A 13,871-nucleotide genomic window follows, 5' to 3' on the forward strand; every position below is an offset into this window, starting at 1 on the left:
GCTTGCCAGCCATCAACCCCTTGGTGACAATGCCCTGTCACTGAGGGAAACATCATGCTCAAGAAACTGTTCACTGCCCTGTTTGGCGGCCAGCCCGCTGCGGTCGCCGAAGTCACGCCCACCGAATACGCCGGCTACCTCATCTATCCCGAGCCCATGGCCGAAGGGGGCCAGTATCGGCTGGCAGGCCGCATCACCAAGGAGCTGGATGGCGTGCTGCAGACCCACCGCTTCATCCGCTCCGATCTGTTTGCCAACCCCGCCGACGCGGAGCACTTCATGGTGCAGAAGGCACACACCTTCATCGACCAGATGGGGGATCGCATGTTCGAGCCCCGCAAACCGGCCGACAGCACCGCCTCATGATGCCGGCTGCGCTCGACGAGTTGCGCCAGGCGCTGGCCCGCACCGGTGAACGGCGGCTGATCTGGCTGGAAGGTGATGAGGCCGATTGCATCGCCCGAGCCGATACGCTGCTAAGCGGCGTCAGCTACTGGCTGGGGGACGGCCCGAGCGAGCACCACCCGCAACCGGCGGCCAAGGCGTTGCAGCGGCTCGGTCAGGAGTGCGACACGCTTGTGTTTAATACTTTCAGCGGTTTTCACCCCGACGCATTCGGGGCGCTGGCGGGCACCTTGCGGGCAGGCGGTCTGCTGCTGTTGCTGACCCCGCCGCGGGCCCAATGGCCAGCCTGGCCAGATCCGGATCGGGTGCGGCTGGTGGCACAACCGGAAGACATGGTGCTGGCGGGTCACGGCTTTCTCGCCCGGCTGGTACGGCTGCTGGCGGGCGATCCCGCTCTCGAGCTGACGCCCCCAGCCACGCCGACCCCGTGGCAGCCGGTTGGGCCAGCGCGGCCGCTGAGCTGTGATCAGGCGCGCGCCCTGCCCGCCATCCACAAGGTGTTGCACGGTCACCGCCGCCGCCCACTGGTGTTGAGTGCGGATCGGGGCCGCGGCAAGAGCAGCCTGCTGGGGCTGGCCGCCGCCGAGCTGCTGCGCCAACAACCCGATCTGCAGATCGTGGTGACGGCGCCCTCCCAGGCCACGGTCGCCACCCTGTTTACCCACGCTACCAATGTCCTTGAAGACGCGCCACAGCTGCTGGCAAGGCTCAGCTACTGCTCGCCCGATCGGCTGGCGCACGAACCGCTGCAACCCGACTTGTTGTTGGTGGACGAAGCGGCCGCCATTCCGACCCCGCTGCTGGAAGCCATGCTGGCCCGGCACGGCCGCATCGTCTTCGCCACCACAGAGCACGGCTACGAGGGCACCGGGCGCGGTTTTCACCTGCGCTTCAAGCGGGTGCTCGATCGCGAAACGCCCGGCTGGCAGGAGATCCACCTGGCCGAGCCGATCCGCTGGAGCAGCCGGGATCCGCTGGAGCCGCTGGTGTTCCGGCTGCTCGGCCTCAACGCCGAGGTCGAGACGCCGCCAGCGCCCACCCAGCCTGGTTGGCACCGGCTAGAACAGGATGCGCTGGCTGCCGACGAGGGGCTGCTCCATCGGGTGTTCGGCCTGCTGGTGCTGGCCCACTACCAGACCACGCCGAGCGATCTGCGCTACCTGCTGGAGAGCCCGGCCCTCGACATACACCTGCTGGAGCAGGGCCCACATCTGCTCGGGGTGGCGCTGGTGGCCCGGGAAGGAGAGATAGCAGACGAGCTGGCCGAGGCGATCTGGGCCGGGCGGCGGCGCCCGCGCGGCCATCTGCTGCCCCAGTCACTGCTGGCGCACGCCGGCTTCAAAACCGCAGGCGCGCGCAGCTACGCCCGGGTGATGCGCATCGCCATTCATCCGGGGCTGCATCGCCACGGGCTGGGGTCGCTCCTGCTGGCCCACCTCGAACAGCATTATCAGGCGGCAGGGCTCGACTATCTGGGCTCCGCCTTCTCGGCCAGCGCCGACTTGTTGCCCTTCTGGCGCAAGGCCGGGCTCAAAGTGCTGCGCATCGGCCTGCAGCGGGATGCCGCCAGCGGCAGCCACGCCGCCCTGCTGCTCAAGGCGCTGCAACCAAGCTGCGCCGCCGAGCTGGCCGACTGGCACCAACGCTTCGTGCGCCAGCTGCCCACCCTGCTGGCAGGCGAGCTGAAAACCCTTGAATCCGAGCTGGTGTGGCAATGCCTGCAGGATGGTGAGGCCAGCTCAAGCGGGCTCGATGGTTTTGATCAGGATGAGCTGGCCTGCTTTGCCCACCACCACAAACCGTTCGAGCTGTGCCAGCCCAGCCTGCAGCGCTGGCTGGCGGGCAACCTGACACAACTGGCAGAGCTTGACCCCGCCGAGCGGCAACTGCTGATCGCCACCATCTGGCAATATGCCGACTGGGGAGTGCTGGCAGCCAGGCTGCAACTGGCAGGCAAGCCGGCGGTCATCAAGGCGCTGCGCAGCCTGCTGGCCCGGCTGCTGCCGCCCGCTACCACTCGATAGGCTCGCCTCGCCAGTCGAGGTAGCTCAGCTCGCCATCCGGCGTCAGCCGCGCTATCAGCGTCACCAGATACGCGGCAGCCTGTTGCGGGCTGTGCAGGCTGCCGGCGGCCAGGTTGCCGTGAAACGGTCGCGAGAGCGCGGTATCCACCGTGCCCGGATGAAACGCCAGCAACTTGACGCCGGGCGCCCGCCTGGCCAGCTCGATGGCGGCACACTTGAGCAGCATGTTGAGAGCCGCCTTGGCGGCGCGATAGCCATACCAGCCCCCGGCGCGGTTGTCGCCGATGCTGCCTACCCTGGCACTGAGCACCGCCAGGGTACAGGGGCTCGACCCCAGCAGCGGCAGCAGCTGGCTGATCCAGCGCAGCGGCAGCAGGGCGTTGGTCTGGTAGAGCTGGGTCATGGCCTCGAGGTTGAGCGCCTCGAGCCGCTTCTCCGGCCGGATGCTTCCCTGCTGCAGCAGGCCGTTGCAGATCACCAGCCAACGCGGCCTCGGTGCCAGCTCGCCGATGCGGGCTACCACCTCTGCCAGCTGTTCATCACTGTAATCGCAGCACAGCCAGTGCAACCTGCTGCTGTTGAGCCCCGCCGGTTGCGGCTGGCGACTGACGGCGATGACGGGCGCGGCGCCCGCCGCCAGCCAGTGCTCTACCAGGGCGCTTCCCAGCCCCCCGCCGGCGCCGATCACCACGACACTCTCTTCCATGACGAGCCCCCTTGTGGCGAGTGTGATGGCCTTCTCCATCGCCCCGCGCTTTTCCTGATAGGCTGATACGCGCCTTCCAGCCTGCGGGATCAAGCGGTTATGGAGGTGATCTTGTGTGGATCCCGCCGTCAGTGGCGGATCCATTCCTATACTGAGGGAAAACCGCAGCGGGTGCTGCCAGCGCAACCAGAAGCACGAGAGTGACCATGATGTCCAAAGACGGGGAAGAGCGTAAATCCATCCTGACCGAGAGCGGCACCAACGAGCTCGAGATCATCGAATTCCATCTCAAGAAGCAGCTGCCCGATGGCCGCGAGAAAATAGCCTATTACGGCATCAACGTCGCCAAGGTGCGCGAGGTGATCCGGGTGCCGGAGACCACCGACTACCCCAATGCCCAGCGCCACATGGTGGGGGTCTTCTCCCTGCGCGAGCGGCTGATCCCGCTGGTGGATCTGGCCGGCTGGCTCGGCATCCGCACCAACCCGGACAACAGCAACAAGGTGGTCATCGTCACCGACTTCAACAAGATGGCAAACGGCTTCCTCATCGACAGCGTCAGCAGGATCCACCGGGTCTCCTGGGAGGATGTGGAGTCCCCCAGCCAGTTCCTGGAGGCGGGCGAGAATGACTGCGTGGTGGCGGTGGTCAGGCGCGACGGCAACCTCATCATGATCCTCGACTTCGAGAAGATCATCGCCGACATCAACCCAGAGCTCAGCATGGAGAAATACGATGTGACCCAGGATCGCAAGGTCATCATCGACGATCGCATGATGGCCATGCGTCAGGCCAAAACCATTTTGGTGGTGGACGACTCCGCCTTCATCCGCAAGATGATCGAGACCACCCTGCGCACCGCGGGCTACAACGTGGTGACCGCCAAGGACGGGGGCGACGGGCTGGAGATGCTGATGGAGTTCGATCGCCTGTCGCAGGAGGAGAAGATCCCGGTGGCCGAGTTTGTCAGCGGCATCATCACCGACGTGGAGATGCCCCGCATGGACGGCATGCACCTGCTCAAGCGCCTGCGCGATACCCCCGCCTTCAAGACCACCCCCATCGTCATGTTCTCGTCGCTGATGAGTGATGACAACCGCCACAAGGCGCTGCAACTGGGCGCCAACGACACCATCACCAAACCGGAGCTGGGCCGCATGGTCGGCATGATGGACAACTTCCTGCTCGGCATCCCCATCCCCAGACCCGGCAACCTGTGAGGCCACCGGACGGCCACGCAAGCAAAAGGGCGCCGAGGCGCCCTTTTGCTTGATGACTCAACCCAGCCAGAGATAGAGCTGGTGAGCCGCCACCCCGGCGCACAGGCCACCGATGGTGTGAGCCACGATGGCGCGGGAGGTGAGATGGCGATAGCCGAGCGCATCCAGCATGGCGGTGTGGGTGCTCAAGAAGCCGCTCCAGCACATGCCCATGGCGGTGAACACCGCCACCTCGTTACCGGTGATCCAGCCCTTGCCGATGAAGGGGGGTACCAGCGACATGGCAGCCCCGACCGCCCCCAGCGAGGTGACCGGGAAGGCCACCAGCTCGGCGTGGGTGAAGCCGAACAGCAGCTCGAACAGCCAGCCCACCTTGGCCGCCAGCACCGGCAGCAGCGCCACCCCCTGGAAAGCCTCACCACTGTAGCCCTGCTCGCCAGGGCCAAAGGTCAGCAGCATCACGAAGGTGCTGATGATGAGCACCCCGGGGATCACCGCCATCCCCAGCTCCACCCCGGACTTGCCACCGTCCAGCAGGGCGTTGAGCACCCGCAGCCAGGTCGGGGCGGCTTCCTGGCTCAGACCCGGTTTGGCCCCCACGCTCGCCACCTCGTCGGTGATCGGGGTCTCCCCCACCAGCGGGCGGATCATCCGCTGCATCAGCCGGGTAGACACCACGGAGCCGATGAGGGCGCCGAGCAGGCCGATCAGCGCCGCGCTGGCGGTGGACTCGCCGCCCGGCAGTTGCAGGGTGGCCATGAAGGTCACCACGATCAGCCCCATGCCGAAGGCGGTGCCGAAGTTGGTGAGCGACACCAGCTGCCAGGGGGTAAAGCCCTTGCGAAAACGGCTGTCCTTGGCGAGGCTGATCACCGCCGGATTGTCGGAGAAGAAGGTCATCAGGGCCGCCAATGCGGTGCGCCCCGGCAGCCGGAACACCGGATTCATCAGCGGTGCCAGCAGCACCTCCAGCAGGCGGATCACCCCGAACTCGCTGAGCAGCTGGCTGAGTGCGCCAGACAGCACGGTAATGCCCATGATGAAGAGCACGGTGTTGAGCAATAGCTGGTGGGCGGTGTTGAACAGGGTGTTGACCAGGGCGGAGAGGCCCATCTGGCTGCCGAGGTAGCCAAACAGGCAGCCGAGGATAACCAACACCAATACCGGCTCCAGCCAGCGGCGAAGGGAGGCGACCCCCTGGTGAGAATCTTTAACTACTTGATTTTCCATACCAATCCTGAAATCTGTCGCTGTGTGGTGAGTATTGTTGTTATGGCACCCATAAAGCAGGAGCCCTTGTCTTGCGACAAGGGCTCCTTGAATGACTCTTCCTGCTGGCCGCGAACCCGTGCCATACGGATTGACGCTTCGCCGCGCCAGCGGCTGAACCAGGGAGGAAACACGGGTGGCCGGACGATCCTGTCCAGTCTGCCCGCCTCGCGTCAGCGCGCCGGCCCACGGCCAGCCCGGCGACGAAACGGGGCGGCAGTATAACAACTGGGGCCAGTCAGCGAAACAAGGGGGGAGACCTGCGCCTTGCCACCCTCTCGCCTGTGCTGGCCGCCAACGAGCCCTACGGCTTCATGCCTTCGCTTTTCAACCACTTGCGCAGCCGGCCGTTGGCGTTGTGATAGGGCGAGACGGTATTGAACTGGATCATTCGTCCCAGCGGCCAGCGTTCATACCAGGGGCGACCGTACAGCTCATCGTCGCTGCGCTGCCCGATCAGCTCGACGATGCGGGCCCTGGCTGCCACCAGCCGGGCCAGTAGCTGCGGGTAGGTCAGCCCCTCATAGTCCCGATAGAATTTGTGCGCCAGCCCGCCCAGCTCGTTCCATTTAAAACCGGTCTCGGGAAAATCCACCGGCAGACCCGCCGCATCCCGCTCGATCCACTTGATCACCAGCTCATTCCAGCCGATGAGGTAGGCCACCAGATTGGCCACGCTCATGCGGGTGCCCTTGCTGTGCCCCTCCATCACCGGCTCTTGTGTCAGACTGTCGGGGACGGCCTGCAAGGCCTTGAGCAGCTTGCCGAAGTTCGTCTCGATGGCGAGCAGCAGCTCGGCCTTGTCAGCAGGGATCCCCATCACTTTTCTCCTGAATGCCCGCCACCCGACAAGCGGCGGGAAGATTGCCGTCCACGGCCGGCGCGGGTAAGCTCGCCCCATCGGCCATCCATCTACTCATCCAGCAGCACCATGAACGACCTCGTGACCTACATCAGGGCCATCCATCGCCAGGCGGGGCCGGCGATCATCGTCCGCCAGCAGAGTGAACAACACAGCGAGCAGGACGAGAGCGGCACCCTGACTCATCACCGGCAGACCCATTACTGGTTTGCCAACGGCGTGGTCATCTGCCACCGGCTGGAGCTGGACGAAGAGCCCTCTCCGCATATCTGCCCTGAGTGCTGGATCAGCTACCGGGTGGTCGCCAGCCCCATGCCCATCACACCTGCGCGCAAGCTGTTCCACAACCCCTGCCAGGAGACCTTCTGGCTCAAGATGCAGCAGATCACACCAGCCGGCTGACCCGCGCTAGCGATAACCAACACCCCATCAATACTGCTTGGTCTTGGAGGCAAATCCTGCCAGGAACAACCCGGTCAGAAACATCCCGCAGAAAGCCTCGATGGCCGACAGCAGCTGGAGCGGGGAGGAGGTCTGGGAGATGTCGCCATAGCCCAGGGTCACGAAGGTGACGATGCTGAAGTAGAGCGAGCGGCCCAGGTGGTGGTAGGTGACCGAGGCCGGCGCCATAAAATAGGTCAGGGTCGCCAGCAGGATCACCCCCATCGACAGCAGCAGGCTGCGGATCGGCCGCTCGCCAAAGCCCCAGGTGATGAAGCTGATGAACTTGGCGGCGCACTTCAGGTAGCACAGCAGGGTGAGCCAACCTTTCTTGAGCAAGCCGCTGCGCAGCCAGCACTCCTTGAACAGCTCCCTGGGGCTCGCCAGCGACTTCATCTCGTGCAGCTTCTCCTTGTAGTAACACTCGCCGGCATCGACGGTATCCCCCACGCTGGAAAAGAGCCGCTTGGCGTTGCGGTAGAGCTTGCTGGCCTCGCTGTGATCGACCCGACCATTCTCGTTGTAGGCCACCTGCACCTTGTCCAGGTTGGTGTGCTCCATGGTGGCGTCGAAGTTCTTGGCCCGCACGTTGAAGTTTTTCAGCACCGCCCGGGAGGAGTGAAAACGGATCTCCTCGCACTCGATGGTGAAATCCTGAAACACCCCGTCCTCCAGCGCCAGCTCCCGTTTCTTGGCCCAGGCCCTGTGATCCCACAAAAGGGAATCGAACAGATCGAGCCCTATCACCCCGCCGTTGACCCTCACCCCCTTGGTCGAGCAGCCGGCCGGAGATGATGGGGCTTTGGAGCTCGACACCGCCGATGTTGAGCAGGCGGTGCTTGCCCAGCACCTGGGCCTCCCCCTTGTTGTTCTCGGAGACCGAGAGCAGGCTCTGCACCCGCTTCACCTCGTCCTTGCCGTGCTTGCCGGCCAGCCACATGCAGTAGGGTTCAAAGCGTGTCTCGGCACGGATCAACCCGCTCTTGCGCAGGGACTCCAGCGCGCTCGAGGCGGTCTCATAGAGCCTGATCTTGTCGTCGCTCATGTAGAGGCACAGGCTCAGCACGCAGCGGGAGCTGATGAAGCGGGCGATGCCGATCTGGAAAATCACCTGCTTGTCGATCTTCTGATCCGTCATCCAGTCGTCGAAATGGGGCAGCGACGCCACCAGCAGATCCCAGATCAGGGGATAGTCGTTGGCCCGGCGCCATTCGTTGAACTGTTCGGGGGAAAGCTGCCAAAGCTCTGTTGCATTCATGGATGACCTCGCTCAAGAAACGGTTCCGTTTGCCTGCACCGGGCCTGGTGCCCGATAAGTCTGCATGACCCGAACCGGGCAGGGGACGGACTCAGCAAGCCATCATACTAGCCGAGCCGACGAAGTCACTGATGGGGAGGGGACAGGGTGAGCCATGCGACAACTTGGCGCCGGTTGGCCCATTTATTGTCCGCAGTGAGTGCCGGATAGCGGCAAACGGGCAAAGAAAAAGCCCAGCATTGCTGCTGGGCTTTTGAATTGGCTCCTCCTACTGGACTTGAACCAGTGACATACGGATTAACAGTCCGCCGTTCTACCGACTGAACTAAGGAGGAATTAACTATCGGAGACCAGATATCGCTATCTCATCGCCTTTATTGTGGTGCCCAGAGACGGAATCGAACCGCCGACACGGGGATTTTCAATCCCCTGCTCTACCGACTGAGCTATCTGGGCAAATGGTGCCGGCTACCGGAATCGAACTGGTGACCTACTGATTACAAGTCAGTTGCTCTACCTACTGAGCTAAGCCGGCACACTTTAAACCATTGTGCATGAACAAGTTTTTATTTCATGGCACCAAAATTTGGTGCCCAGAGACGGAATCGAACCGCCGACACGGGGATTTTCAATCCCCTGCTCTACCGACTGAGCTATCTGGGCGTGGGCGCTATTAAACGGATTTTAAGGCAGGTGGTCAACGGGAAATTTCACTTTTTGTCTCGTTCGTCTCTTTTTTGCTCAGGATCATCCATTTCCAGCACTTCTTCCTGCTCGGCGCGGTTCTGGCGGCCCCAGACTCTGGGTTCCTCCCCCTTCAGCAGGCGAGCAATGTTCTCGTGATGGCGGATCAGAATGAGGCAGGAGAGCAGCGACACCGGCAGCGTGTATTCCGGCTTGAGCAGGTAGGTAAAGAGCGGAGTCAGCAACACGGTAATGATGGAGGCCAGCGACGAATAACCGCTCACCAGCAGCACCAGCAACCAGGTGCCGATCACCGCGCCCCCCATGGTGAAACCGATGGGCATCATGGTGCCGAGCGCCGTGGCCACTCCCTTGCCGCCACGAAAGTGGAAGAAGATGGGGTACATGTGGCCGAGACAGGCAGCCACCCCGATAAAGCCGAGGTAGACGGGTTTGATCTGCAGATACCAGGCGAGGTAGACCGGAGCGGTGCCCTTGAGCACATCGAGCAGCAGCACCACCACGGCCGCCAGCCGACCGCCGAGGCGCAGCACATTGGTGGCCCCCGGGTTGTGGGAGCCGTGATCACGGGGATCCGGCAGACCCGTGATGCGGGAAACCAGCACCGCACTGGACAGCGAGCCGCCCAGGTAGGCCAGAATAATCATCAAAATCGTCAGGGCCGTCATCTTGGTCGTTTTTACCACGATATGAATGGGGTATGATGCGGGCCACATTCTCTGGCGCCGACGTGGGGTTGCCCAACGCGTGTCGCCCAAACCGGCCGCCGGCACTCATCCGCTGGCCAGGCCTGCATCCCTGCGCTGTCATCACAGCCCATCAAGAGTAAAGAAGAAGTACTGTCATGGACAAGGTGTTTATTCGCGGACTCGAGGTTTTGACCACTATCGGTGTATACGAGTGGGAGAAAGGCATTCGCCAGAAGCTCTGTTTCGACCTCGAGATGGGGTTCGACAACCGCCCCGCCGCCGCAACCGACGATATCAAGCTGGCACTGGATTACGCCACCCTCTCTCGCAAGATCTGTGATCACGCCTCCAGCAAGGTGGTGGAGCTGGTCGAAACCATGGCCGAACAGGTCGCCATGCTGGTGCTGGCCGACGAACGGGTACAGTGGGTCAAGGTCACCCTGACCAAACCGGGCGCCGTCCCCAATGCCGCCGGTGTCGGCGTCGAGATCCTGCGTCACCGCACCCCGGCCGCGAGTGCCAACTGATGACCCGCATCTATATCAGCCTGGGATCCAACATCGAGCGGGAACGCCATATCCGCGCCGGCCTCGATGCGCTGCAGGCCGAGTTTGGCGAGTTGCAGGTCTCGCGGGTGTTCGAGAGCGAGGCGGTGGGCTTCAACGGCCGCCCCTTCTACAACCTGGTGGTGGGCGCCAATACCGAGCTGCCGCTGTCTACCCTGTGCCAGCGACTGCGCGCCATGGAGTTCGCCCACGGCCGCGAGCCAGACGCCAAGAAGTTCGCCCCGCGCACCCTGGATCTCGATCTGCTGCTCTATGGCGAGCTGGTCTGCGAGACGCCACTGTTGCTGCCGCGCGGCGAGATCCTCAGCAACGCCTTCGTGCTCTGGCCGCTGGCCGAACTGGCCCCCACCCTGCGCCATCCGCTGGATGGGCGCACTCTCGGTGAGCTGTGGGAGCGTTACGACAAGGCCTCCCAACGGCTCTGCCCCATCCCCTTTCACTGGGCAGCGGGCGAATTGCAGCACCACTGAACAACAAGGGCACCTCGCGGTGCCCTTGTTGTTGATGGACGGAGCTGATAACGGATAAGAAACCGTGATTGGGCCTGCGCCGGTGCAAGTGGCAGGATGGCCGCCATCACAGGAGAACCCCATGCCACTCGATACCATTCACGACTTCAACTGCCGGCTGCTGGCCGGGCTGCCCCACCAGCGCTTCGAGCACGAACCCATCCTCGACTACGCCACCGATGAAAAGGTGAGAGCCCGCCTCGGCTGGCAGGCCGAATTCAGCAAGACCCTGTTTCTCAAGTTCAAGGATGGCCGCTTCGCCCTGCTGCTGACCCACAGAGACGGCCGGCTCGACAACAAGGCGGTCAAGGCGTCGCTCGGCGCCAAGCCCTCCATCTGCACCGCCGACGAGATGCAGGCCCAGATCGGTTGCCTACCGGGCGCGGTCTGCCCCTTCCTGCCCCGCGCCGACATCCCGCTGCTGGTGGACCCCGTACTCATGACCCACCACGCCTTTACCTGGACGCCGGGCCACCCCGAGCAGACCTTCCTGCTGGAAACCGCCCACCTGGCCGGGCTGCTGACCCAGCTGCCCTGCTAGGTGAGCTACCTGCCGGCACCCTGAGCCCGCGGCTCAGCGCTTGTCCCGCGCCAGCTGGGCGAAGATCAGCGCCGCCAGCATCGACATCAGGCCGATGCAGAGGTAGGTGAGGTGAAAGCCCCCCAGCCACTGGCCATCCGCCGCCGACGAGCCGGCAGAGAAGAGCCCCAGCAGGCTGGCGGCGATGGCCACCCCCAGGCTCATGGAGAGCTGCATCACCACCGACAGCAGGCCGTTGCCGCTGCTGGCAAACTCAGGGCTGAGATCCTGCAGGGTCAGGGTGTTCATGGCGGAGAACTGCAGCGAGTTGATGGCACCGAACACCATCAGCCAGCCCAGCAGCACCCCGTAGGGGAGCTGATTGTCGATGAGGGAGAAGCTGGCGATCATCACCCCGAGCGCCAGGGTGTTGCCAATCAGGATGCGGCGATAGCCGATGCGCGGAATGAGCTTGTTCACCAGCGTCTTGGTCAGCATGGCCCCCAGCACGGTGGGGATCATGGTCATCCCCGCCTTGCTCGGCGAGAAGCCGAGCCCCAGTTGCAGAAACAGCGGGGTGAGAAACGGCATGGCGCCGCTGCCGAGCCGGGCAAACAGGTTGCCCCAGATGCCGATGGCGAAGGTGCTGGTCTTGAACAGCCCCAACCCGAACAGCGGCTCCTCGGCATTGGCGGCGTAGAGCCAGTAGCTCGCCATGGCGGCCAGCCCGAACAGCAGGGCAAACAGCGCCCAGCCGGTGGAGATGCTGTGCTCTCCCAGCCCCTGCAGGCCCACCGACACCAGCACCATGCCGGCGCTGAACATCACGAACCCCTGCCAGTCGAACTTGGCCGTGCTCTGGCGCAGATCCGGCATGAAGTACCAGCTGGCGATAAAGCCGAGCAACCCCACCGGCAGGTTGATGAGAAACACCCAGTGCCAGCTCGCTACCTCCACCAGCCAACCCCCCAGCGCCGGACCGATCAGCGGCCCCACCAGGCCGGGGATGGTGACGAACGACATCACCCGCAGCAGCTCGTGCTTGCTGTAAACCCGCAGTACCGCCAGCCTGCCCACCGGCATCAGCAGGGCGCCACCGATCCCTTGCAGCACCCGCGCCGCCACCAGCAGCGGCAGGGAGTTGGCAGCCGCGCAGGCCAAAGACCCCAAGGTAAACAGCAGGATGGCGGCCAGATAGATGCGGCGGGTGCCGAATCTGTCCGCCAGCCAGCCGGAGGCGGGAATGAGCAGCGCCACCGTCAACATGTAGGCGATGATCACCGACTGCATCTGCAGCGGGCTCTCGCCCAGGGTCTCGGCCATGCTGGGCAGGGCGGTATTGAGGATGGTGCCATCCAGCGTCTGCATGAAGAAACCGACCGCCGTGAGTGGCGGCAGCCATTTGCGCTGGGCAGGGGTCACCATGTGTGTGCTATCGGGCATCTGCAGCCACCTCCTCTTCAGACAAAAAAAGACCCGCACAAGCGCGGGTCATCTCATTACATCAGGCATCAGGCTGGCCGAGCATGGCTCTAAGTTGCTCTTCCAGGCTGGGCTCGGGCGCCTTGAGCGTATCCAGGAACAACCGCTCTATGCCCGCCTTGTCCTGACTCTTCACGATGAACACCAGCCGGGACTGGGCCTTGCCTTCCGGCCACTCTCCCAGCGCCTGCAGCGGATAGAGCTGGCCATGGACGCCGTGGATCACCACCGGCTGGCTCTCCCCTTCCAACTGCAATATCCCCTTGAGCCGCAGCAACGCATCGCCGTATTGCGCCTGCACCGCATCGATGGCGGCCAGCAGGCGGGACGGCTTGAGCGGCTCGCCGATGCGCAGGGCGAAACTTTCGATATTGCCGTGCTCGAAGTGGGTCGGCGCGGCCGTGCCCACCTTGGCGGCGAACGGCTTCATCTTCGGCTGCATCGGTGAGGCCAGCCCCTGTTTCGGGGCTTCGGTGCGCAGCCAGGCCAGCAGCTGGCGCACGTCGCGCCCGGCCGCCTCGTTGTAGGCACCCAGTTTCTCCAGCACGGCGGGCGAGAGCACCCCGTTGCTGACCCGCTCGATCGGGGCCGCCGGATTGAGGGCCGCCAGCTGGGCTTCAACCCGCTCCAGCTGCTCGCCATCCACCAGGTCGCCCTTGCTCACCACCAACAGATCCGCCAGCGCCACCTGTTTCACCGCTTCATACTGAGCAGCCAGCTGCTGCTCGATATGGCCGGCATCCACCACGGTGACGGTGCCGTCGAAGCGGTAACGCTGGGCGATAAAGCCCTCCTCCCTCAACGTGAACAGCACGGGGGCCGGATCGGCGAGGCCAGTGGTCTCGATGATGAGTCGCTTGAACGGTTTGATCTTGCGCTGAATGGCCTTCATAAACAGCCCCTGCAGCGCCTCCACCAGGGAGCCCTGCACCGAGCAGCAGATGCAGCCGGAATCGAGTAGCACCACCTGCTCGTCCACCTGCTGTACCAGGTGGTGATCCAGCCCCACCGAGCCGAACTCGTTGATAAGTACTGCGCACTCGCCAAGCTCGGGCTGCTTGACCCAGTGGTTGAGCAAGGTGGTCTTGCCGCTGCCGAGAAAGCCGGTCAGCAGGGTCACAGGGATACGCGTATCTTGCATGTCCGTCATAGGGATGACTCCCCTCTGGTCGGCAGGGTGATGAGTAAGCGAGTGTCTTGCATATCGGTCATGTC

At 63.8% G+C, this 13,871-nt stretch carries 13 protein-coding genes, 4 tRNA genes and 1 pseudogene; 7 read left to right on the forward strand and 11 right to left on the reverse strand.

Annotated features, from left to right (window positions below; translation table 11 throughout):
• Nucleotides 1–54: 54 nt before the first annotated feature.
• On the forward strand, nucleotides 55–366 hold the full coding sequence (locus tag OKC29_RS15140; protein WP_073351915.1) for an HlyU family transcriptional regulator: 312 nt from the start codon (nucleotides 55–57) through the stop codon (nucleotides 364–366).
• Nucleotides 363–2,429 carry a tRNA(Met) cytidine acetyltransferase TmcA gene (locus tag OKC29_RS15145; protein ID WP_073351917.1) on the forward strand — a complete coding sequence of 689 codons (2,067 nt, stop codon included), beginning with the start codon at nucleotides 363–365 and terminating at the stop codon, nucleotides 2,427–2,429. The genes OKC29_RS15140 and OKC29_RS15145 overlap by 4 nt, the downstream gene beginning before the upstream one ends.
• Here OKC29_RS15145 and OKC29_RS15150 read toward each other — a convergent pair.
• Nucleotides 2,416–3,135 carry an SDR family NAD(P)-dependent oxidoreductase gene (locus OKC29_RS15150; protein WP_073351919.1) on the reverse strand — a complete coding sequence of 240 codons (720 nt, stop codon included), beginning with the start codon at nucleotides 3,133–3,135 and terminating at the stop codon, nucleotides 2,416–2,418. The genes OKC29_RS15145 and OKC29_RS15150 overlap by 14 nt on opposite strands.
• A 206-nt stretch (nucleotides 3,136–3,341) precedes the next feature.
• Between OKC29_RS15150 and OKC29_RS15155 the strand changes: the two genes are divergently transcribed.
• Nucleotides 3,342–4,355: a chemotaxis protein gene (locus OKC29_RS15155; RefSeq protein ID WP_011707542.1), complete on the forward strand. Its 1,014-nt coding sequence runs from the start codon at nucleotides 3,342–3,344 to the stop codon at nucleotides 4,353–4,355.
• A gap of 57 nt (nucleotides 4,356–4,412) precedes the next feature.
• On the opposite strand, the gene OKC29_RS15160 is transcribed toward OKC29_RS15155, so the two are convergent.
• Nucleotides 4,413–5,585, reverse strand: a complete 1,173-nt coding sequence (locus tag OKC29_RS15160; protein ID WP_162275783.1) for a CD0519/CD1768 family membrane protein — start codon at nucleotides 5,583–5,585, stop codon at nucleotides 4,413–4,415.
• A gap of 343 nt (nucleotides 5,586–5,928) precedes the next feature.
• The gene (locus tag OKC29_RS15165) at nucleotides 5,929–6,444 is read right to left on the reverse strand and encodes a ClbS/DfsB family four-helix bundle protein (protein ID WP_073351923.1); all 516 of its coding nucleotides are present in this window, start codon (nucleotides 6,442–6,444) and stop codon (nucleotides 5,929–5,931) included.
• Between the two features lie 111 nt (nucleotides 6,445–6,555).
• Between OKC29_RS15165 and OKC29_RS15170 the strand changes: the two genes are divergently transcribed.
• Entirely contained in the window at nucleotides 6,556–6,888 is a 333-nt protein-coding gene (locus tag OKC29_RS15170; RefSeq protein ID WP_073351925.1) for a hypothetical protein, read from the forward strand.
• 27 nt (nucleotides 6,889–6,915) lie between these two features.
• On the opposite strand, the pseudogene OKC29_RS15175 reads toward OKC29_RS15170, so the two are convergent.
• From OKC29_RS15175 to plsY, 6 genes and pseudogenes are all read right to left on the reverse strand, one after another.
• Nucleotides 6,916–8,185 (reverse strand): annotated as a pseudogene (locus OKC29_RS15175) (potassium channel family protein).
• A 259-nt stretch (nucleotides 8,186–8,444) separates the two neighbouring features.
• A tRNA-Asn gene (locus OKC29_RS15180) sits at nucleotides 8,445–8,520 on the reverse strand.
• A gap of 45 nt (nucleotides 8,521–8,565) precedes the next feature.
• Nucleotides 8,566–8,641, reverse strand: a tRNA-Phe gene (locus tag OKC29_RS15185).
• A 3-nt stretch (nucleotides 8,642–8,644) separates the two neighbouring features.
• Nucleotides 8,645–8,720 (reverse strand) — tRNA-Thr (locus OKC29_RS15190).
• A gap of 52 nt (nucleotides 8,721–8,772) precedes the next feature.
• Nucleotides 8,773–8,848: transfer RNA gene (locus OKC29_RS15195), tRNA-Phe, on the reverse strand.
• Nucleotides 8,849–8,895: 47 nt separating this feature from the next.
• The gene (plsY, locus tag OKC29_RS15200; RefSeq protein WP_016352149.1) at nucleotides 8,896–9,558 is read right to left on the reverse strand and encodes a glycerol-3-phosphate 1-O-acyltransferase PlsY; all 663 of its coding nucleotides are present in this window, start codon (nucleotides 9,556–9,558) and stop codon (nucleotides 8,896–8,898) included.
• 176 nt (nucleotides 9,559–9,734) lie between these two features.
• Here plsY and folB point away from each other — a divergent pair, with 176 nt between their 5' ends.
• The 3 genes from folB (at nucleotide 9,735) to OKC29_RS15215 (ending at nucleotide 11,195) form a co-directional block, all read left to right on the forward strand.
• Nucleotides 9,735–10,106, forward strand: a complete 372-nt coding sequence (folB, locus tag OKC29_RS15205) for a dihydroneopterin aldolase (RefSeq protein ID WP_011707547.1) — start codon at nucleotides 9,735–9,737, stop codon at nucleotides 10,104–10,106.
• Nucleotides 10,106–10,615 (forward strand): 2-amino-4-hydroxy-6-hydroxymethyldihydropteridine diphosphokinase, encoded by a 510-nt coding sequence (folK, locus tag OKC29_RS15210; protein ID WP_073351927.1) that lies wholly within the window; start codon nucleotides 10,106–10,108, stop codon nucleotides 10,613–10,615. The genes folB and folK overlap by 1 nt, the downstream gene beginning before the upstream one ends.
• Nucleotides 10,616–10,736: 121 nt before the next feature.
• Nucleotides 10,737–11,195, forward strand: coding sequence for a YbaK/EbsC family protein (locus tag OKC29_RS15215; protein ID WP_073351929.1), 459 nt, complete (start codon nucleotides 10,737–10,739; stop codon nucleotides 11,193–11,195).
• A gap of 33 nt (nucleotides 11,196–11,228) precedes the next feature.
• On the opposite strand, the gene mdtD is transcribed toward OKC29_RS15215, so the two are convergent.
• Both mdtD and OKC29_RS15225 read right to left on the reverse strand, forming a co-directional pair.
• On the reverse strand, nucleotides 11,229–12,617 hold the full coding sequence (gene mdtD, locus OKC29_RS15220; protein ID WP_029302083.1) for a multidrug transporter subunit MdtD: 1,389 nt from the start codon (nucleotides 12,615–12,617) through the stop codon (nucleotides 11,229–11,231).
• A 61-nt stretch (nucleotides 12,618–12,678) separates the two neighbouring features.
• Nucleotides 12,679–13,806, reverse strand: coding sequence for a CobW family GTP-binding protein (locus tag OKC29_RS15225; protein ID WP_045788914.1), 1,128 nt, complete (start codon nucleotides 13,804–13,806; stop codon nucleotides 12,679–12,681).
• Nucleotides 13,807–13,871: the final 65 nt, after the last annotated feature.

Origin of the sequence: Aeromonas sp. QDB34, assembly GCF_027705405.1 — a bacterium.
GTDB classification, from domain to species: domain Bacteria; phylum Pseudomonadota; class Gammaproteobacteria; order Enterobacterales; family Aeromonadaceae; genus Aeromonas; species Aeromonas hydrophila.